Genomic DNA, 19576 nt, shown 5'->3' with positions numbered 1-19576 from the left:
TTAGCTGGCCGCGGTCTTCTTCGCGGTGGTCTTGCGAGCCGTCGACTTCTTGGCCGGCGCCTTCTTCGCCGGGGCCTTCTTGGCGACGGCCTTCTTCGCGGTGGCCTTCTTGGCCGTCGTCTTCTTCGCGGCGGCGGTCTTGGCGGTGGCCGCCTTCTTCGCCGGGGCGGCCTTCTTCGCCGCGGCGGACGCCTTCTTGGCGGGCGCGGCCTTCTTCGCCGCCGCCTTCTTGACGGTCGCCGAGGCCGTACCGCTCAGGCTGCCCTTGGGGGCCTTCTTGACGGCCACGTCGTTCTTCGGGAGCTTCTTCGAGCCGCTCACCAGGTCCTTGAAACCCTGGCCCGCACGGAAGCGCGGGACGGAGGTCTTCTTGACCCGGACCCGCTCGCCCGTCTGGGGGTTGCGGGCGTACCGCGCCGGGCGGTCGACCTTCTCGAACGAACCGAAGCCGGTGACCGAGACCCGGTCACCCGCGACGACCGCGCGGACGATGGCGTCCAGAACCGCGTCCACCGCCTCGGCGGCGTTCTGACGGCCGCCGACCTTGTCGGCAATCGCTTCTACGAGCTGCGCCTTGTTCACGTCTTCCCCTTCGGAGACATTGCTGGAACGAAAGTGTCCAGGCTTTTTCGCACGTTAGGCAGATGTATACCGCAAATCAAACACGAAACGGGCTTATCACCCTTGTGCCGCAACGGACTCGACCGCATTGGGCTGTTCAGCGTTCCTCGTCGGGGAATCGCTCCTCGTCGAGGTCCGTCATGAACCGCTCCAGCCGCCTTGTCGCATCGGCGAGATCGTGCTTGGCCGCGGCCGTAATGACCAGCAGCTTCCGGGTCAGCGCCATCCGTACGCCCTCCGGGACTTGCAGTGCGCGCACCCTTCTGTGCGCTTCCTTGAGCTGGTCCGCGACGGCTCGGTAGAGCTTGAGTTGGCCGTCGTGTTCCATGCACAGATTGTGCCATCTAGGGCGAGTTGTCGCCCGCCAGGGGTGCAACTGCCGCCTCAAACAGCCGTCCGAGCACTGTTGGACACGGTGTCCACAGCAGCCGCGTACCCAGTCAACCACCCCTTTAACGTGGGAAGTTGGGAAGATTTCGAGGAGATGTGCGGGGCCGAACGGGTGCAGAAAACGCCGTACCCCCGATCGGACGGATCGGGGGTACGGCGTGGCTCGCGGTGGCCGAAAGTCGCTCTGGCGCTCAGACCTGGAGCGTGCGCGGCTTGTACGAGGGGCGCTTCGCCTCGTACGCGGCGATGTCGGCCTCGTTCTGGAGGGTGATGGAGATGTCGTCGAGCCCGTTCAGCAGCCGCCAGCGGGAGTTCTCGTCCAGCTCGAAGGAGGCGGTGACGCCCTCGGCGCGGACCTCCAGGGCTTCGAGGTCGACGGTGATCTCGGCCTGCGGGTCGCTCTCGACGACGTCCCACAGCGCGTCCACGGTCTTCTGGTCGAGGATGACCGTCAGCAGGCCGTTCTTCAGGGAGTTGCCCCGGAAGATGTCGGCGAAGCGGGACGAGATGACCGTCTTGAAGCCGTAGTTCTGCAGCGCCCACACCGCGTGCTCGCGCGAGGAGCCGGTGCCGAAGTCGGGGCCGGCCACCAGGACGGTCGCGCCCGCGCGCTCGGGGCGGTTGAGGACGAACTCCGGGTCCTTGCGCCACGCCTCGAAGAGCCCGTCCTCGAAGCCGTCCCGGGTCACCTTCTTGAGCCAGTGAGCAGGGATGATCTGGTCGGTGTCGACGTTGGAGCGGCGCAGCGGGACGGCCCGGCCGGTGTGCTTGGTGAATGCTTCCATCTGACTTCCTAGCGGAAGGGCCGACGGCTTTCGCCGCCGGGTGAATTGGTTCGTTCGCCCCCACGCCGACAAGCGGCGCGGTAATGTCGTTCCGCCCCTTGGGGGGTCGGTTCGGGCTGGACCGCAACCTTGAGGTTGGAAGCCCGCCGCGTCAGCGGTGGGCGGAGTCACGACTCTCAGACTCCAGTGGAGATATCTGAGAGATCGGCCGGAGAGGCCAGTCTGCCGAGGATGGCAGTCGCGGCGGCAACGGGCGGCGAGACCAGGTGGGTCCGGCCGCCCTTGCCCTGCCGGCCCTCGAAGTTGCGGTTGGAGGTGGACGCGGAACGCTCGCCGGGGGCCAGTTGGTCGGGGTTCATGCCCAGACACATCGAGCAGCCCGCGTGCCGCCACTCGGCGCCGGCCTCCTTGAACACGACGTCCAGACCCTCGGAGACGGCCTGCAGCCCCACTCGCGCGGAGCCCGGCACGACCAGCATCCGTACGCCGTCGGCGACTTTGCGGCCCTTGACGAGCTCGGCGGCGGCGCGCAGGTCCTCGATCCGGCCGTTGGTGCACGACCCCACGAAGACGGTGTCCACCTTGATGGACCGCAGCGGCTGCCCGGCCGCCAACCCCATGTATTCCAGGGCCTTTTCGGCGGCGAGGCGCTCCGAGGCGTCCTCGTACGAAGCCGGGTCGGGGACGTTCGCCGAAAGGGGCGCTCCCTGGCCGGGGTTGGTGCCCCAGGTGACGAACGGGGAGAGTTCGTCGGCCTTGATGACGACCTCGGCGTCGAACTCGGCGTCGTCGTCGGTGCGCAGCGTCTTCCAGTACGCGACCGCGGCGTCCCAGTCCTCGCCCTCGGGGGCGTGGGCGCGGCCCTTGAGGTAGGCGAAGGTCGTCTCGTCGGGGGCGATCATGCCCGCGCGGGCGCCGGCCTCGATGGACATGTTGCAGATGGTCATCCGGGCCTCCATCGAGAGCTTCTCGATGGCGGAGCCGCGGTACTCCAGGACGTAGCCCTGGCCGCCGCCGGTGCCGATCCTCGCGATGATGGCGAGGATCAGGTCCTTGGCGGTGACGCCGTCGGGCAGCTCGCCGTCGACCGTGATGGCCATGGTCTTCGGGCGGACCAGCGGCAGCGTCTGGGTGGCCAGCACGTGCTCCACCTGGGAGGTGCCGATACCGAACGCGAGCCCGCCGAAGGCGCCGTGCGTGGAGGTGTGGGAGTCACCGCAGACGACCGTCATACCGGGCTGGGTGAGACCGAGCTGCGGGCCGACGACGTGGACGACGCCCTGCTCGACGTCGCCCAGGGGGTGCAGGCGGACGCCGAACTCCGCGGCGTTCTTGCGCAGGGTCTCCAGCTGGACCCGGGAGACCGGGTCGGCGATGGGCTTGTCGATGTCGAGGGTCGGGGTGTTGTGGTCCTCGGTGGCGATGGTCAGGTCGAGGCGGCGGACCTTGCGGCCGCTGAGACGCAGTCCGTCGAACGCCTGGGGGCTCGTCACCTCGTGCAGCAGGTGCAGATCGATGAAGAGAAGGTCGGGCTCGCCCTCCGCGCGCCGGACGACATGGTCGTCCCAGACCTTCTCCGCGAGTGTCCTACCCATCGCTTTCCCTCCGGCCGGACAGGTGATGTCCCGGCGCAACTAGAGATCTCGGAAGCGGCGCCCGCCCCTGTTCCGGGCATCCGCCACCACGCCCGTCCGGTCAGCGGGCGTCGTACTCCCAAGGGTTGCGCGTCTCACGGGAAAATGAACTTGCGTTTCACAGAGTGAGACGCGAGTATCGTTGCATGGACAACAGTAGCGGCGTCGGCGTTCTGGACAAGGCAGCCCTTGTCCTGAGCGCCCTGGAGTCCGGACCCGCGACCCTGGCAGGACTGGTCGCGGCCACCGGACTGGCTCGACCCACGGCCCACCGGCTGGCCGTGGCCCTGGAACACCACCGCATGGTCGCCCGCGACATGCAGGGCCGGTTCATTCTCGGCCCGCGCCTCGCGGAGCTGGCGGCGGCGGCCGGCGAGGACCGCCTCCTGGCGACCGCGGGCCCCGTGCTCACGCACCTGCGGGACATCACCGGCGAGAGCGCCCAGCTGTACCGGCGCCAGGGTGACATGCGGATCTGTGTGGCCGCCGCCGAGCGGCTGTCCGGACTGCGGGACACGGTACCGGTGGGCTCGACGCTCACGATGAAGGCCGGTTCCTCCGCGCAGATCCTCATGGCCTGGGAGGAGCCCGAGCGCCTCCACCGCGGCCTCCAGGGCGCCCGCTTCACGGCCACGGCCCTGTCGGGCGTACGGCGCCGGGGCTGGGCCCAGTCCATCGGCGAGCGCGAGCCGGGCGTCGCCTCGGTGTCGGCGCCGGTGCGCGGCCCCTCGAACCGCGTCGTGGCCGCCGTCTCCGTCTCGGGCCCGATCGAGCGCCTGACCCGCCACCCGGGCCGGATGCACGCGCAGGCGGTGATCGACGCGGCGGCGCGGCTCTCCGAGGCGCTGCGCAGGACGGGCTGACCCACGCGAGAAGCTCCCGCGACAAGAGCCGTAGGACACAAGGGCCGGCCTCAACGCCGCGGCAGGCCCTTTTCACCTGGCTCTTTGTACAGGGAACACAAAAATGACCACCCGCCTCGTCTGAGGTGAGTGGTCATTCTGCTGTACCCCCGACCGGATTCGAACCGGCGCTACTGCCGTGAGAGGGCAGCGTGCTAGGCCGCTACACAACGGGGGCGGAGCTGGTCTACCTGGACTCGAACCAAGACTAACTGAACCAGAATCAGTCGTGCTGCCAATTACACCATAGACCAATGTTGGTTTAGACCAGTCAGTACCCCCGACCGGATTCGAACCGGCGCTACTGCCGTGAGAGGGCAGCGTGCTAGGCCGCTACACAACGGGGGCCCTAGCAGTCCCGACGCAAGATCGGAACCAGTACCCCCGACCGGATTCGAACCGGCGCTACTGCCGTGAGAGGGCAGCGTGCTAGGCCGCTACACAACGGGGGCGACGCAGATTTTGAGCTTCTGCAAGCTGGCCTACCTGGACTCGAACCAAGACTAACTGAACCAGAATCAGTCGTGCTGCCAATTACACCATAGGCCACTGGAACGCAAACCTTGGAAAGGATCTTGTTCTAGTAGTGCTCCCCCGGGTCTCTCGGCCTTTCGGCCCGCTCCCCGGCGGCGCAGAAAGAACATTACCCGAAGGTGGACGGGGCTCCAAAACGGGTATCCGCGCCGAGGAGCGCGGGGAGTTCGGCGAGGCTCGCGATCCGGTGCCGGCCGGGCAGGGCGACGGCGTCCGCGCCCCCGTCGTAGCGGTCGATCCAGACGGAGAGCAGGCCCGCCTCGGCCGCGCCCCGGCCGTCGATGTCGGGGTGGTCGCCGACGTAGGCGACCTGCTCGGGCGGCAGGGCGAGGGCCTCGCAGGCGGCGAGGAAGGCGCCCGCCTCGGGCTTGGAGACGCCGAGTTCGGCGGCGCAGATGATCGACTCGAAGCGGTCGTGGACGCCGAGCGTGCGGAGCTTGTGGTCCTGGACGTGGATGCTGGAGTTCGACAGGACGGAGTGCCGGTGGCTGGCCGCGAGGGCGTCCAGGACGGGCAGGACGTCCGGGAAGAGGGACCAGGCGGCCTCGTAGTGGCGCAGGTAGCGGGCGAACCAGGCGTCGGCCTCGGCGTCGGTCAGCGGCCGGTCCACGAACACCCGGACGCGGTCGCGGCGTTGGCCCTCGAAGGTGGTCTCCCCCGCGGCGAAGCGGGCCCACTGGCTGTCGGTGACCGCACGCCAGTGGGTGATGGCGTCCTCGACGGTCGGGTAGTCCGCGAGCAGCCCCTCGACGGCGAGATGGTCCCGCATGCCGAGGCTGTCGGCGGTCCTGTAGTCGAAGAGGGTGTCGTCCACGTCCCAGACCACGGCGCGAATGTCCATGATCCGACGGTACCGGGAACGGGCGGGGGCGGCACCCCGGTTGGATGCCGCCCCGGTGAACTGCCGTACTACGCCGCGAGCTTGGCGAGGGCCGCGTCGATGCGGGCCAACGACGCCTCCTTGCCGAGGACTTCGAGGGACTCGAAGAGGGGGAGGCCGACCGTGCGGCCGGTGATCGCGACGCGGACGGGGGCCTGCGCCTTGCCGAGCTTGAGGCCGTGGACCTCACCGGCGGCGAGGACGGCCTCCTTGAGGGACTCGGGGGACGTCCAGTCGGCCGCGTCCAGCTTCTCGCGGGCCGTGGCCAGGAGGGCGTCGCTGCCGTCCTTCATCGCCTTCGTCCAGGACGCCTCGTCCGCGACGGGCTCCTTCAGGAACAGGAAGTCGACGTTGTCGGTGATCTCCGAGAGGACCTTGAGGCGGGTCTGCGCGTGCGGGGCGATGGCCTCCCACTTCGCCTCGTCGAAGTCCTCCGGGGCCCAGGGCGCGAAGGGGGCCTTCAGCCAGGGGGCGCAGCGCCCGGTGAAGTCCTTGACGTCCAGCAGGCGGATGTGGTCGCCGTTGATCGCCTCGCACTTCTTCAGGTCGAAGCGGGCCGGGTTGGGCTGGACGTCCTTGATGTCGAACGCCGCGATCAGCTGGTCCGTCGTGAAGATGTCCTCGTCCGCCGAGAGCGACCACCCCAGCAGCGAGAGGTAGTTGAGCAGGCCCTCGGGGAGGAAGCCCTTCTCGCGGTAGAGGTTCAGGGACGCCTGGGGGTCGCGCTTGGAGAGCTTCTTGTTGCCCTCGCCCATGACGTACGGAAGGTGCCCGAACTCGGGGGTGGTCTTCGCGATGCCGAGGCCGATCAGGGCCTTGTACAGGGCGATCTGGCGCGGGGTGGAGGAGAGGAGGTCCTCGCCGCGCAGGACGTGCGTGATCTCCATCAGCGCGTCGTCGACCGGGTTGACCAGCGTGTACAGGGGGGCGCCGTTGGCGCGGACGATGCCGTAGTCCGGGACGTTCTCCGGGGTGAAGGTCAGCTCGCCGCGGACCAGGTCGGTGAACGTGATGGTCTCGTCCGGCATCCGGAAGCGGACGATCGGCCCCCGGCCCTCGGCCTCGTACTGCTCGACCTGCTCCGCGCTCAGGTCGCGGCAGTGGCCGTCGTAGCCGGAGGGCCTGCCGGCGGCGCGGGCGGCGTCGCGGCGGGCGTCCAGCTCCTCGGTGGAGCAGTAGCAGCGGTAGGCGTGGCCGGCGTCCTGGAGCTTCTGGGCGACGTCCTTGTAGATGTCCATGCGCTGGGACTGGCGGTACGGCGCGTGCGGGCCGCCGATCTCGGGGCCCTCGTCCCAGTCGAAGCCGAGCCAGCGCATCGCGTCGAGGAGCTGGTTGTAGGAGTCCTCGCTGTCGCGGGCCGCGTCGGTGTCCTCGATGCGGAAGACCAGGGTGCCCTGGTGGTGGCGGGCGAAGGCCCAGTTGAAGAGGGCCGTGCGGACGAGGCCGACGTGGGGGTTGCCCGTCGGGGAGGGGCAGAAACGTACGCGGACAGGTGCGCTAGTCACGCTTGACAACCTTGTTGGTGAGAGTGCCGATACCTTCGATGGTGACGGCGACCTCGTCGCCGGTCTCCAGGGGGCCGACGCCGGCCGGGGTGCCCGTGAGGATGACGTCTCCGGGGAGCAGGGTCATGGCCTCGGTGATGTTGACGATCAGGTCCTCGATGGGGGTGATCATCTCGCTGGTGCGGCCCAGCTGGCGCTGCTGGCCGTTGACCGTGAGCTGGATCGTGAGGTCGCTCGGGTCGAGGTCCGTCTCGATCCAGGGGCCGAGGGGGCAGGACGTGTCGAAGCCCTTGGCGCGCGCCCACTGCTTCTCGCGCTTCTGGACGTCGCGGGCGGTGACGTCGTTGGCGCAGGTGTAGCCGAAGATGACGTCCTTGACGCGCTCTCGGGGGACCTCGCGGCACATCCGGCCGATGACGACGGCGAGTTCGGCCTCGTGGTGCACCTCGGAGGAGAAGCCGGGGTACTGGATGGCGTCGCCGTGGCCGATCACGGACGTCGAGGGCTTGAAGAAGGCGAAGGGGGCGTCGGGTACCTCGTTGCCCAGTTCGCGGGCGTGCTCGGCGTAGTTGCGGCCGAAGGCGACGACCTTGTTGGGGAGTACGGGCGGCAGGAGCCGGACCTTGTTCAGCGGGACCTTCGTCCCGGAGAGTTCGTACTCGGCGAACGGGATGCCCTTGATGATGTCGAGGACGAGTTCGTCGTCCTTGTCACCCTCGACCGCGCCGAACGCGACGTTGCCGTCGATGGAGAACCTGGCGATGCGCACGGGATCCTCGCGCCCCTTTACCTTCTGCTGGCTGGAGTCTGACGCCCCAGGCTAACGCGCGAGACGGCCCCCACCTCGTCCATTACGGACGGGCGGGGGCCGCCTGAGTGTTTGGTGATCGTCGCGCGTACTACTCCGCGGAGACGCTGTTCGGCAGTTCCATGAGGATCGTGCGCCGCGGGTTCGCGGTCTGGGCGGGGAGGTCGGCGGAGTGTTCCTGGACCGGGGTCTCCAGCCCGTCGGCGTCCTTCAGGTGGACCAGGGTGGTGCGGCGGGGGTTGGCGGTCTTGCGGGACATGGGCGCGGGCTCCACTGGTCTCGTGTCGGATATGCCGAATCTGTAAAGCGTCAGGCTAAACATGGCATTCCCGGGGAAGTCACGGGGGGCCACCCGAGGGCGTGTGAGTTTGCTCACGGAACAGGCGTCAAACCGGTCAATTCAGGCCCGCAAGTGAACGCGGCGAAACGGACATTGACCGACTGAAGCAGTCATTCCGCTCCTGATCATGGCGACTGGGACACCTTGATCACTTTGTGGGTTTGCGGGGGTTCGAACGCTTTGGGGCGGATAGAAATCCACGCCGGGTGATTCCCCCCGTACACACTGTCACGGATGTCACAGCCAGGACACCAAACCTTGTTGGAGATCCGGCACTGTGCTGGAATCTCACGGACCGCCGCGGGATCGAGCCGGCGCGCAGGGGGCGCACAGAAGCGCCGAGTGGCGGCGAGATAGGGGGAACCAGCGCCGGGTCACTCAACGACCACCCGGGGGGCGCAGTCAGGGCGCCTCTCAAGACGCCGACACCGCCTTGTCCGTTCATTCGGGAAGGCGCCTGGTCCAGAGGTTGCGACGCTAGTGCAGGGACGATTCAAGAGGGACGGCAGTGCCCCGGCAGGGCCGGAGCCACGCGGCGGGACCGGCCCAACGACAGCCGGCGCCTCGCCCCAGCACGCCCAGAACCCGGGTCCCGCCCAGGCAGGCGACGGCAAGAGCCGCCCCGGCGCTCCCACCACCCCGGTGACCCCCACCGCCGTTCCCCCGATACCCCCGGTCAAGCCCACCAAGGGTGACTCCGGCAACCGCGTCGCCCTGCGCAACTGGCGCATCTCCACGCGCCTGGTGGCCCTGCTGACCCTCCCCGTGGTCGCCGCCACCACGCTCGGCGCGCTGCGCATCAACCAGTCCATGGAGGACATCCAGCAGCTCGACAACATGCGGCTGCTGACCGACATGACGAAGCAGGCGACCGAGCTGTCGATCGCCCTGCAGAACGAGCGCGACCGCTCCGCCGGCCCCCTCGCGCACGGCGGCAAGGCGGACGACGCCACCGTCAAGGGCCTGCGCACGACGACGGACCGCTCGCTGGACGCCTTCGTCAACGCGTCCGAGGAGATCGACGCCACCAGCAAGAGCGGCAACCTCCAGGGCGTCCGCGACAACCTCGTCGGCCTGGTCGGCGACCTCGGCAACCTGGCCAAGCTCCGCTCGACGGCGTACGTGGCGCAGGGCAACGCGATGCAGACGGTGGAGGGCTACCACCGGCTCATCACCCGCCTCGTCGACCTCTCCCAGGACATGGCCGAGGCCACCTCCAACCCGGAGATGATCCAGCGCACCCGCGCGCTGGCCGCGTTCTCCTCCGCCAAGGAGTACTCGTCGATGCAGCGCGCCGTGCTGACGGCCGCGCTCCCGGTGAACAACAAGGTCTTCGGCGACCTCAGCGACAACGACCGCAACTACGGCGAGACCGCGGTCGAGGGCGAGGACTCCGAGCTGGCGATCTTCCGCTCGATCTACGGCGACGAGGGCGCCGAGGAGCTGCTGAAGCCCATCGAGTCGGGCAACGCCACGATCGAGGAGGCCGACCAGTACGCGAACCGCGCCTTCGCCTCGGACTCCGGTCTGGAGTCGCAGGACAAGCGGTCGTACCAGGACTGGCTGGACGCCTCGGGCACCAAGCTCCAGCAGATGAAGAACATCGAGTCCGAGCTGCTCGACGACATGGAGCAGAAGGCCCGCGAGCTGCGCAACGAGACCGAGCGCGACGCGATCATCTCGGGTGTGCTGATCCTGCTGGTGCTCGGTGTCTCGCTGGTCGGCGCGTTCGTCGTCGCCCGCTCGATGATCCGCTCGCTGCGCCGCCTCCAGGAGACGGCCACGAAGGTCGCCCAGGAACGGCTGCCCGAGCTGGTCAAGCAGCTCTCCGAGTCGGACCCGCAGGACGTCGACACCTCCGTCGAGTCGGTCGGTGTGCACTCCCGGGACGAGATCGGCCAGGTGGCCGCGGCCTTCGACGACGTGCACCGCGAGGCCGTCCGGCTCGCCGCCGAGCAGGCCCTCCTGCGGGGCAACGTCAACGCGATGTTCACCAACCTCTCGCGCCGCTCCCAGGGCCTCATCCAGCGTCAGCTGTCGCTCATCTCCGAACTGGAGTCCCGCGAGGCCGACCCGGACCAGCTGTCCTCGCTGTTCAAGCTGGACCACCTCGCGACCCGTATGCGCCGTAACGGCGAGAACCTCCTCGTCCTCGCGGGTGAGGAGCCCGGCCGGCGCTGGACGCGTCCGGTGCCGCTGGTGGACGTGCTGCGTGCCGCCGCGTCCGAGGTGGAGCAGTACGAGCGCATCGAGCTGGCGTCCGTGCCGACCACCGAGGTCGCCGGGCGGGTCGTCAACGACCTCGTGCACCTCCTCGCCGAGCTCCTTGAGAACGCCACGTCGTTCTCCTCCCCGCAGACCAAGGTCAAGGTCACCGGTCACGCGCTGCCCGACGGGCGGGTCCTGATCGAGATCCACGACACCGGTATCGGCCTTTCCCCCGAGGACCTGGCCTCCATCAACGAGCGGCTCGCCTCGCCGCCGACCGTGGACGTGTCGGTGTCCCGGCGCATGGGCCTCTTCGTGGTCGGCCGCCTCTCGCAGCGGCACGGCATCCGTATCCAGCTGCGGCCCTCCGACTCGGGCGGCACGACCGCGCTGGTCATGCTGCCGGTCGACGTCGCGCAGGGCGGCAAGAAGCCCCAGCCGAAGCCCGGTCAGGGCGGTGCCCAGCCCGGTGGTCCGGCGGCGGCGCAGGCGTCGGCGGGCGCGGCCGCCGCGCGCCGCCAGGGCGGTCCCGGCAGCCAGGGCGGACCCGGTCAGGGTGCTCCCGGCGGCTTCGGCGGCGGTCCGGCCGGCGCGGGTGCGCCGGGCGGCGGCAAGGGCGGCAACTTCGGTGCCGGGCCCGGTGGTCCGGGCTCCGGCGGCGCCTTCGGCGGGTCCGGCGCGTTCGGCTCGGGTCCCGGCGGTGCCGGTGCCGGGTTCGGCGCGGGTCCCGGGGGCGGCGCCCTCGGCGGCGGTCCGCGGACCGCGCTGCCCGGACGGGACGGCGCTCCGGCACGCGGCCAGCAGCAGGGCGGGCGCCCCTCGGCGCCGGCGCCCGCGGGGACCGGTTCCTTCAACGGCCTCCAGGCCGCTCCCCCGCAGGGCCAGGGACAGGGACAGCAGGGCCAGGACCTCTTCGGCGGCGGTTCGCGTCCGCCGCGCGGCAAGGACGGGCGCGGCAACGGCAAGGACGCCGGCGAGCAGGGGCGTGGCCGGCAGCCGCAGCTCCCGGCGCGCGGTGGCCCCCGGGCCGAGCTGCCCGGCGGCAACCCCCAGCCCCGGACGCCGAGTTGGGGCGACGAGAGCGCCCGCACGCCCGCGCTGGACGCCCCGCGTGGACACGACGAGCCCGATGTGGCGCGCACCTCGCAGATGCCGCGCATCGAGGGTCCCGGCTCGACCGCCGAGATACCCCGGATCGAGGGCGACTTCGGGCGGCCGAACCCGAACCTCGTACAGAACACCGGGCAGTTCCCGGCGCTGGGCGCCCCGCAGGGGCAGAACCCGGGGCGCCAGGACGACTTCCAAGCGACGAGCCAGTTCCCGGCGATCGGCGGGGGCCAGTTCCCGGCCGACAACAGCGGGCAGTTCCAGCGGCCGGACGTCTTCGGGACCAACCCGGCGCCCGCGCAGCGCGCTCCGCAGGGGTACGACGGCTCGTCGACCGGCCAGCACGCGCTGCCGGGGCGGGTCAACGGGGCCAACAACGGGTACGCCGCCCCGCCGCAGCGTCCCGCCGCGCGCCCCGAGCCGGAGGCGCTGCCGCCGGCCGGCCCCGGGGACGGTCGTACGCCGTTGTACGACACGCTGGAGACGAACTGGTTCCACCAGCAGCAGGCTCAGCAGGGGGGTCAGGCGCAGGGGGTGCCGCAGCAGCCGCAGGCTCAGGCGCCCGCTCCCGCGCCGGTCCCGGCGCCCGCTCCGGCGGCTCCGCAGCGGCCCGCGGCCGCGCCGGCGGCGTCGTCCTCGTGGCGGGCCACTCCGAACGACGATCTGGTCCGGCAGGCCGAGCGGGTGCGTCAGCCCGCCTCGGGCGGGATCACCACCTCAGGTCTGCCGCGCCGGGTGCCCCGGGCGAACCTCGTGCCGGGCACCGCGCAGCAGCAACAGCACCAGGCGGGTCCGCAGGTCTCGCGCGCGCCGGACGACGTGCGCGGACGGCTGACCAACCTCCGTCGGGGCATCGCTCAGGGCCGCCAGGCCGGGAGCGGGCAGACAGACAGCTTCCCGAGCCCCACCCACCAGCAGGAGCGTTAGTTGAGCCAGATGAGCCAGGCGGCACAGAATCTGAACTGGTTGATCACCAACTTCGTGGACAACACCCCGGGGGTCTCGCACACCGTGGTGGTCTCCGCGGACGGTCTCCTGCTCGCGATGTCCGAGGGCTTCCCGCGTGACCGCGCCGACCAGCTGGCGGCGGTCGCCTCCGGGCTGACCTCGCTGACGGCGGGCGCCTCGCGGATCTTCGAGGGCGGCAGCGTCGCGCAGACGGTCGTGGAGATGGAACGCGGGTTCCTCTTCCTCATGTCCGTCTCGGACGGTTCGTCGCTCGCCGTCCTCGCCCACCCCGAGTGCGACATCGGCCTCGTCGGCTACGAGATGGCGCTGCTCGTCGACCGCGCGGGCGCTGTGCTCACGCCGGATCTGCGGGCCGAACTGCAAGGCAGTCTGCTCCACTAGACCGCCCCGGCACCACCCACCTCACCAAATCACCGTCCGGTCGGCACAAACCCCCCACCGGCCACCAGGGACGGCACGCGACTAAGACTTGCCGATTTGCTTGGCCCGCCCGGAGGATCCATGACCCCGCCCACCGCCCATCATGATCCGTACGCGGACCCGTACACGGACGAGGGCGACCAGCCGCTGGTGCGGCCCTACGCGATGACGGGTGGCCGGACCCGGCCGCGCTACCAGCTCGCCATCGAGGCGCTGATCAGTACGACGGCCGACCCGGCGGCGCTCATGGGGCTGCTCCCCGAGCACCAGCGGATCTGCCACCTGTGCCGCGAGGTCAAGTCGGTGGCGGAGGTCTCCGCGCTGCTCGCGATGCCGCTGGGGGTGGCCCGGATCCTGGTCGCGGACCTCGCCGAGGCCGGTCTGGTGGCGATCCACCAGCCGGGCGGCGACGAGAACAACGGCGGCGCTCCGGACGTGACGCTGCTCGAAAGGGTGCTCAGTGGACTTCGCAAGCTCTGACGGAGGCCGGGCCACCACCTCCGCGAAGATCGTGGTGGCGGGCGGCTTCGGCGTGGGCAAGACCACGTTCGTGGGCGCCGTCTCCGAGATCAACCCGCTGCGTACCGAGGCCGTGATGACGTCCGCCTCGGCGGGGATCGACGACCTGACCCACACCGGGGACAAGACCACCACGACGGTGGCGATGGACTTCGGGCGTATCACGCTGGACCAGGACCTGATCCTGTACCTGTTCGGGACGCCCGGGCAGGACCGGTTCTGGTTCATGTGGGACGACCTGGTGCGCGGGGCGATCGGCGCGATCGTGCTGGTGGACACGCGCCGGCTCGCGGACTGCTTCCCGGCGGTGGACTACTTCGAGAACAGCGGGCTGCCGTTCGTCATCGCGCTGAACGGCTTCGACGGGAGTCAGCCGTACTCGCCGGACGAGGTGCGCGAGGCGCTCCAGATCGGTCCGGACACCCCGATCATCACGACCGACGCCCGGCATCGCGCGGACGCGAAGTCGGCGCTGATCACGCTGGTCGAGCACGCGCTCATGGCCCGCCTGCGGTGATCATCAAGTAGACGCTGCCGTAGGGCAGTTGCCGTAGACTCAACCGGAGCCGACTGTGGCCTTTGACACGGTCGGCTCCGGTGTTCATAACGTTTCGGCAGAGGAATCGGGTGGTACCGCCACGCGTCGCGGTCGTGCGGTACCGCTGTGCGCATGGTGGCCCCGTCTTTTGACGGGGCTCGCTCTGTATGACCGTTTTATGAGCGCTTTACATCACACGTAATCGGCTCTTCTCACTGTTTGGAAGAGCACTGTTCGCCATGCTGGAATGCCTGAACTGCCCAATAGTCAATGACGTAACTAGCTACGAACGCAGTCGATGGCTGACTGGGCGTTGAGAGACACTGCCGCCGAGAGGTTGTTGGTCGAGTGAGGCGAAGCAAGAAAAGTCCCGAGCCTGAGGCCCGGGGCAACTTCACCCCGCCGCCGCGCGGAGCGGCGACCGCCCCCATGCCGGGCTCGGAACCCCAGGCCGCGCCGGCCAAGAGCGGTGGCCGGCTCTCCCCCCGCAACTGGCGGGTGCCGACCAGGCTGAACGCGATCCTGCTCATACCCGTGGTGGTCGGCCTCGTGATGGGCGGCTTCCAGGTGAAGGGCTCGATCGACACCTGGCAGGAGGCGCAGGACGCGGAGAACACCGCGAAACTGGTGCGGGCCGCGCTCACCTACAGCAACGCCCTCCTGGTCGAACGCGACGTCACCGCCGCCCCCCTGCTCCAGGGCAAGGGCGAGAACGACCCGACGGTCGTCGCCGCCCGCAAGGCCACCGACAAGGCGTCCGACGACTTCGACACCGCCGCGCAGTCGATGCCCGACCGCGCCAACCTGGTCCGCCGCCTCAAGGGCTTCCGCGACGTCGAGCCCCAGCTCCAGACGCTCCGCGCGGACGCCTACACCGCCAAGATGACCGGCGTGAGGACGGAGGAGGGGTACGTCAACGTCGAGCACAAGCTCCTGGAGTTCTCCAACGAACTCGGGCTCGGCACCGGCAACATCACCTCCTACGGCCGCACGGTCTACGCGCTCGCACTCGGTCAGGGCGCGCTCTCCCTCCAGCGCTCCATCGGCATGCACCTGCTGATCAAGCCGGGCACCAGCCAGACCAGCCTCTCCCAGCAGCGGGTCGCGCTCACCTCGTACGCCTACCTGGAGAACATCGCGACCCAGGAGTACCAGAGCGGCGGCACCGAGCAGGACATCGCGAAGCTCGCGGCGGCGCAGAAGCAGATCCAGGCCGACGCGGCGACGATGATCCAGGAGCAGAAGGCCAAGAACCCGGACTACGTCGCCCCGCCGACCGACCCGGTGCAGTTCCTGACCGCGATCGCCTCCATCCAGTCGACGGACGCCAGTGAGCGCGCCGCCCTCGCCGAGCAGGGGGTGACCGCCGAGAACTGGTGGGCCATGACGACCCTCAAGTTCGACGCCTACCGCAAGATGGAGTCCAGCCTCTCGGACACCGCGGTGACCGAGGCGTCCGGCATCGCGTCCGACGCCCAGCGCGACGCGTACATCACCGGTGCCATCGTCGTCGTCGCCCTGCTGCTGGCGTTCATCCTGGCCTCCGCGGTCGCCCGGCAGATGTCCCGCTCGATGCGCCAGCTGCGCAACGCGGCCTTCGGGATCGCCGAGCAGCGGCTGCCGATGCTGGTCGACCAGCTCTCGCGGACCGACCCGGGCCGGGTGGACACGCGGGTCGCGCCGATCCCGATCAACACGACGGACGAGATCGGCGAGGTCGCCCGCGCCTTCGACCAGGTCCACCGCGAGGCCGTACGGCTCGCCGCCGAGCAGGCCCTCCTGCGGGGCAACATCAACGCGATCTTCACCAACCTCTCGCGCCGCAACCAGTCGCTGATCGAGGGCCAGCTGACCCTGATCACCGACCTGGAGAACAACGAGGCCGACCCGGACCAGCTGGAGAACCTCTTCCGCCTGGACCACCTCGCGACCCGTATGCGCCGCAACGGCGAGAACCTCCTCGTCCTCGCCGGCGAGGAGCCGGGCCGCCGCTGGGACCAGCCGGTCCCGCTGGTCGACGTGCTGCGCGCCGCCTCCTCCGAGGTGGAGCAGTACGAGCGCATCGAGCTGTCGGGCGTCCCGGAGGCCGAGATCCACGGCCGCGCGGTCACCGACCTCGTGCACCTGCTCGCCGAGCTCCTGGAGAACGCCACCACGTTCTCCTCCCCGCAGACCAAGGTCCGCGTCACCGCGACCCGGCTGCCCGACGGCCGCGTGATGATCGAGATCCACGACAAGGGCATCGGCCTCACCGCCGAGGACTTCGCGGACATCAACCACAAGCTGGCCAACCCGCCGACCGTGGACGCCGCGATCTCGCAGCGCATGGGCCTCTTCGTGGTCGGGCGCCTGTCCGACCGGCACGGCATCCGCGTCCAGCTGCGCCCCTCGGGCGAGCAGGCCGGGACGACGTCGCTGGTCATGCTGCCGGACGCGATCACGCACGGCGGCGGTGGCGAACACCAGCCGGAGCAGGACCAGTTCACGGTCTCGCAGATCATCCCCGAGCAGCAGTTCGGCAAGCCCGGCGGCGAGAGCTTCGGCCAGCCGCAGCAGCAGCCGATGCGCACGGCGGCCGAACTCGGCTTCGACGACACCCGCTACGAGGTGCCGGACGACATCCGCGACCTGGACCCGGTGGGCCGTTCGCTGATGCGCGAGGAACGCCGGGCGGCGCTGGAGGCCCCTCAGGCCCCTCAGAACGACGCCTCCTTCGGCGGCCCGCAGCAGACGCAGGAGACGCCGCTGTACGGGGATTCCTTCACGGATTCTCCGCAAGTGACCCAGCAGACTCCGCAACTCCCCTACGGATCCCCGCAGAACGGCTTCGACGGGGCCCCCACGGGCTTCGTGGAGCAGCCCCAGGCTCCCCAGTCCCCCTACGGCGCCCAGTCGCCGTACGAGGGCGCACAGCAGGCGTCGTACGAAGAGCCGTACTTCGCGCCGCAGGCTCCTGCGAACGGCGGCGGGGGCTACCCGGAGCCGGGCGCGCAGGAACGCGGGGCCGGGGCGTCGAACGGGTACCCGGGCTTCGAGGAGCCGTCCTACCAGGACGACTGGCCGCAGCAGGGCGACTACCGCAACGGCTACCCGGACCAGTACGCTCCCGAAGCGGAGTCCGCGCAGGTCGCCGACGAGGCGCAGCACGTAGGCTTCGACCGTCCGGGACCTGCCCCCTCCGCCGCCCACTCGCTGACCGACGCCGGGCTCCCGCGCCGCGGGGGCGGGGCGAGCGGTGCCGGAGCGGGCGACGCCGGGGCGAACGGGGTCGGGGCCACTGCCGGAACGGGGGTCAATGGTGTCGCGCAGTCCGCGCAGCAGCAGGAGACGCCTGCTCCGCAGGCGGCGTCCGACGACGGCTCCTGGCGTTCCGCGAACGACGAACGCTGGCAGCAGGCTTCGCAGTTGCGCAAGCCGAAGGCCGGCGGGGTCACCTCCTCCGGTCTGCCGCGGCGGGTCCCCAAGGCCAACCTGGTCGAGGGCGCCGCGGAGACCACCCAACAGGGAGGTCCTCAGATCTCCCGCGCTCCCGAGGACATCCGGGGCAGGTTGAGCAACCTGCGTCGCGGGGTCCAGCGCGGACGCACCGCAGGCAGTGAAACGAACGGCCAGGGCTTCGGCCCTGACAGCACCTACAACCAGGAGCGTTAGTGTGAGCCCGATGAGCCAGGCGGCACAGAACCTGAACTGGTTGATCACCAACTTCGTGGACAACACCCCGGGGGTGTCCCACACCGTGGTGGTCTCCGCCGACGGACTCCTTCTGGCGATGTCCGAAGGCTTCCCCCGCGACCGCGCCGACCAGCTCGCGGCCGTCGCCTCCGGTCTGACGTCCCTGACGGCAGGCGCCTCCCGGATCTTCGAGGGAGGTGCCGTGAACCAGACGGTTGTGGAGATGGAGCGGGGATTCCTCTTCATCATGTCCGTATCCGACGGTTCCTCGCTCGCGGTGCTCGCCCACCCGGAGGCGGACATCGGCCTCATCGGGTACGAGATGGCGCTTTTGGTGGACCGTGCCGGTTCGGTCCTGACGCCCGATCTTCGTGCGGAGCTCCAGGGGAGCCTGCTCAACTAGCAGACGGACGGTGCGTTTTGGCGTCCCGAGGCCGTAGGGTTTCGGGACGCGGCTCCACACACGCTGCTGGAGCCCGGCACAGTCGGAGGAGGAGAGAAAGTGGCAACACCCCCAGGCGGTTCCCATCCGGGCGATTGGTCGTACGGCTCCGGCCACGGCCAGGGCGACGCCTCTCAGAACCCGAACCGCTACAACTTCCCCTCCGCACCCAGCCAGCCACGGCAGCCGTACGCCCCGCAGGGCCCCGGCCCCTCCCCGTACGACCAGCAGCCCGCGCCGCGCATCCAGCCGGTGCAGCCCCCGCAGCGCCGCATGCCCGAGCCGTCGCCCGCCGGCTCCTCGAACAACCCCCTGGTGCGTCCGTACGCCATGACCGGCGGCCGGACGCGCCCGCGCTACCAGCTCGCCATCGAGGCACTGGTGCACACCACCGCACAGCCGCACCAGATGCAGGGGCAGTTGCCCGAGCATCAGCGGATCTGCAACCTGTGCCGCGAGATCAAGTCGGTGGCGGAGATCTCCGCCCTGCTGACCATCCCTCTCGGCGTGGCCAGGATTCTCGTCGCCGACTTGGCGGAGGCGGGCCTGGTCGCCATCCATCAGCCCGGCGGCGACGAGAACGCCGGAGGCCAGCCAGACGTGACATTGCTCGAAAGGGTGCTCAGTGGACTTCGCAAGCTCTAGCGGCGGTCCTTCCCGCTCCACCACCTCCGCGAAGATCGTGGTGGCGGGCGGCTTCGGCGTGGGCAAGACCACGTTCGTTGGTGCTGTCTCGGAGATCAATCCGCTGCGTACCGAGGCCGTGATGACGTCCGCTTCCGCGGGCATCGACGACCTCACCCACACGGGGGACAAGACGACGACGACCGTCGCCATGGACTTCGGCCGTATCACGCTCGACCAGGACCTCATCCTGTACCTGTTCGGCACGCCCGGCCAGGACCGCTTCTGGTTCATGTGGGACGACCTGGTGCGGGGCGCCATCGGCGCGATCGTGCTCGTCGACACCCGCCGCCTCGCCGACTGCTTCCCGGCCGTCGACTACTTCGAGAACAGCGGGCTGCCGTTCGTCATCGCCCTCAACGGCTTCGACGGGAACCAGCCCTACTCCCCCGACGAGGTCCGCGAGGCGCTCCAGATCGGGCCCGACACCCCGATCATCACGACCGACGCCCGGCATCGGGCCGACGCCAAGTCGGCGCTGATCACGCTGGTCGAGCACGCGCTCATGGCCCGCCTGCGGTAGGGGTTTCCGCTCGAATCGGTTGCGGCCCTCGTCTTCCCTGTGGTTCTTGTGGGGGGATGGGGGCCGTTCTTTTTTGGCCTGCGAGGGGTTTCTGT

17 protein-coding genes and 5 tRNA genes are annotated in these 19576 nt (G+C 69.8%); 9 read left to right on the top strand and 13 right to left on the bottom strand.

Going from position 1 to position 19576, the window contains the following annotated elements:
* The 4 genes from ACLZOT_RS35015 to leuC all read right to left on the bottom strand — a co-directional run bounded on the left by ACLZOT_RS35015 (nt 1) and on the right by leuC (nt 3391).
* Nucleotides 1-582, bottom strand: a complete 582-nt coding sequence (locus ACLZOT_RS35015) for an HU family DNA-binding protein (RefSeq protein WP_416973177.1) — start codon at nt 580-582, stop codon at nt 1-3.
* 136 nt (nt 583-718) lie between these two features.
* The gene (locus ACLZOT_RS35010) at nt 719-949 is read right to left on the bottom strand and encodes a hypothetical protein (protein ID WP_416973176.1); all 231 of its coding nucleotides are present in this window, start codon (nt 947-949) and stop codon (nt 719-721) included.
* Nucleotides 950-1202: 253 nt separating this feature from the next.
* Nucleotides 1203-1796 (bottom strand): 3-isopropylmalate dehydratase small subunit, encoded by a 594-nt coding sequence (gene leuD / locus ACLZOT_RS35005; protein ID WP_416973175.1) that lies wholly within the window; start codon nt 1794-1796, stop codon nt 1203-1205.
* Nucleotides 1797-1972: 176 nt separating this feature from the next.
* Nucleotides 1973-3391, bottom strand: a complete 1419-nt coding sequence (gene leuC / locus ACLZOT_RS35000) for a 3-isopropylmalate dehydratase large subunit (protein ID WP_416973174.1) — start codon at nt 3389-3391, stop codon at nt 1973-1975.
* A gap of 185 nt (nt 3392-3576) precedes the next feature.
* On the opposite strand from leuC, the gene ndgR reads away from it, so the two are divergent.
* Entirely contained in the window at nt 3577-4293 is a 717-nt protein-coding gene (gene ndgR, locus ACLZOT_RS34995; protein ID WP_007384919.1) for an IclR family transcriptional regulator NdgR, read from the top strand.
* 144 nt (nt 4294-4437) lie between these two features.
* Here the strand turns inward: ndgR and ACLZOT_RS34990 are convergent.
* From ACLZOT_RS34990 to ACLZOT_RS34950, 9 genes are all read right to left on the bottom strand, one after another.
* A tRNA-Glu gene (locus ACLZOT_RS34990) sits at nt 4438-4510 on the bottom strand.
* A gap of 4 nt (nt 4511-4514) precedes the next feature.
* A tRNA-Gln gene (locus tag ACLZOT_RS34985) sits at nt 4515-4586 on the bottom strand.
* A 21-nt stretch (nt 4587-4607) separates the two neighbouring features.
* Nucleotides 4608-4680, bottom strand: a tRNA-Glu gene (locus tag ACLZOT_RS34980).
* A 31-nt stretch (nt 4681-4711) separates the two neighbouring features.
* A tRNA-Glu gene (locus ACLZOT_RS34975) sits at nt 4712-4784 on the bottom strand.
* Between the two features lie 25 nt (nt 4785-4809).
* A tRNA-Gln gene (locus ACLZOT_RS34970) sits at nt 4810-4881 on the bottom strand.
* Nucleotides 4882-4975: 94 nt separating this feature from the next.
* Entirely contained in the window at nt 4976-5707 is a 732-nt protein-coding gene (locus ACLZOT_RS34965) for an HAD family hydrolase (protein WP_416973173.1), read from the bottom strand.
* Nucleotides 5708-5775: 68 nt separating this feature from the next.
* The gene (gene gltX, locus ACLZOT_RS34960; protein ID WP_416973172.1) at nt 5776-7260 is read right to left on the bottom strand and encodes a glutamate--tRNA ligase; all 1485 of its coding nucleotides are present in this window, start codon (nt 7258-7260) and stop codon (nt 5776-5778) included.
* The gene (locus ACLZOT_RS34955) at nt 7244-8020 is read right to left on the bottom strand and encodes a fumarylacetoacetate hydrolase family protein (protein WP_416973171.1); all 777 of its coding nucleotides are present in this window, start codon (nt 8018-8020) and stop codon (nt 7244-7246) included. The genes gltX and ACLZOT_RS34955 overlap by 17 nt, the downstream gene beginning before the upstream one ends.
* A 130-nt stretch (nt 8021-8150) precedes the next feature.
* A complete protein-coding gene (locus ACLZOT_RS34950; RefSeq protein WP_416973170.1) occupies nt 8151-8318 on the bottom strand; it encodes a hypothetical protein in 168 nt (55 codons plus the stop codon).
* Between the two features lie 561 nt (nt 8319-8879).
* On the opposite strand from ACLZOT_RS34950, the gene ACLZOT_RS34945 reads away from it, so the two are divergent.
* From ACLZOT_RS34945 to ACLZOT_RS34910, 8 genes are all read left to right on the top strand, one after another.
* Nucleotides 8880-12641, top strand: coding sequence for a nitrate- and nitrite sensing domain-containing protein (locus tag ACLZOT_RS34945; protein ID WP_416973169.1), 3762 nt, complete (start codon nt 8880-8882; stop codon nt 12639-12641).
* A gap of 9 nt (nt 12642-12650) precedes the next feature.
* Nucleotides 12651-13064: a roadblock/LC7 domain-containing protein gene (locus ACLZOT_RS34940; RefSeq protein WP_003993189.1), complete on the top strand. Its 414-nt coding sequence runs from the start codon at nt 12651-12653 to the stop codon at nt 13062-13064.
* A 120-nt stretch (nt 13065-13184) separates the two neighbouring features.
* A complete protein-coding gene (locus tag ACLZOT_RS34935; RefSeq protein WP_010354692.1) occupies nt 13185-13583 on the top strand; it encodes a DUF742 domain-containing protein in 399 nt (132 codons plus the stop codon).
* Nucleotides 13564-14139 (top strand): GTP-binding protein, encoded by a 576-nt coding sequence (locus ACLZOT_RS34930; RefSeq protein WP_010354691.1) that lies wholly within the window; start codon nt 13564-13566, stop codon nt 14137-14139. The genes ACLZOT_RS34935 and ACLZOT_RS34930 overlap by 20 nt, the downstream gene beginning before the upstream one ends.
* 369 nt (nt 14140-14508) lie before the next feature.
* Entirely contained in the window at nt 14509-17811 is a 3303-nt protein-coding gene (locus ACLZOT_RS34925; protein WP_416973168.1) for a nitrate- and nitrite sensing domain-containing protein, read from the top strand.
* Between the two features lie 10 nt (nt 17812-17821).
* The gene (locus ACLZOT_RS34920; RefSeq protein WP_007384910.1) at nt 17822-18235 is read left to right on the top strand and encodes a roadblock/LC7 domain-containing protein; all 414 of its coding nucleotides are present in this window, start codon (nt 17822-17824) and stop codon (nt 18233-18235) included.
* Nucleotides 18236-18334: 99 nt separating this feature from the next.
* On the top strand, nt 18335-18919 hold the full coding sequence (locus tag ACLZOT_RS34915; RefSeq protein WP_416973167.1) for a DUF742 domain-containing protein: 585 nt from the start codon (nt 18335-18337) through the stop codon (nt 18917-18919).
* On the top strand, nt 18900-19481 hold the full coding sequence (locus ACLZOT_RS34910) for a GTP-binding protein (protein WP_029183992.1): 582 nt from the start codon (nt 18900-18902) through the stop codon (nt 19479-19481). The genes ACLZOT_RS34915 and ACLZOT_RS34910 overlap by 20 nt, the downstream gene beginning before the upstream one ends.
* Nucleotides 19482-19576: the final 95 nt, after the last annotated feature.

The organism is Streptomyces sp. 4F14, from assembly GCF_048159485.1.
Classification (GTDB): Bacteria; Actinomycetota; Actinomycetes; order Streptomycetales; family Streptomycetaceae; genus Streptomyces.
Note: the sequence above shows the minus strand (reverse complement) of the source record. Positions and strands in the feature narration are given on the sequence as shown.

Bases quoted from the DNA above. Each gene is read 5' to 3' on its own strand.
- ACLZOT_RS35010 (WP_416973176.1), bottom strand. From the start codon at position 949: ATGGAACACGACGGCCAACTCAAGCTCTACCGAGCCGTCGCGGACCAG.
- leuD (WP_416973175.1), bottom strand. From the start codon at position 1,796: ATGGAAGCATTCACCAAGCACACCGGCCGGGCCGTCCCGCTGCGCCGC.
- leuC (WP_416973174.1), bottom strand. From the start codon at position 3,391: ATGGGTAGGACACTCGCGGAGAAGGTCTGGGACGACCATGTCGTCCGG.
- ndgR (WP_007384919.1), top strand. From the start codon at position 3,577: ATGGACAACAGTAGCGGCGTCGGCGTTCTGGACAAGGCAGCCCTTGTC.
- ACLZOT_RS34965 (WP_416973173.1), bottom strand. From the start codon at position 5,707: ATGGACATTCGCGCCGTGGTCTGGGACGTGGACGACACCCTCTTCGAC.
- ACLZOT_RS34950 (WP_416973170.1), bottom strand. From the start codon at position 8,318: ATGTCCCGCAAGACCGCCAACCCCCGCCGCACCACCCTGGTCCACCTG.
- ACLZOT_RS34940 (WP_003993189.1), top strand. From the start codon at position 12,651: ATGAGCCAGGCGGCACAGAATCTGAACTGGTTGATCACCAACTTCGTG.
- ACLZOT_RS34935 (WP_010354692.1), top strand. From the start codon at position 13,185: ATGACCCCGCCCACCGCCCATCATGATCCGTACGCGGACCCGTACACG.
- ACLZOT_RS34920 (WP_007384910.1), top strand. From the start codon at position 17,822: ATGAGCCAGGCGGCACAGAACCTGAACTGGTTGATCACCAACTTCGTG.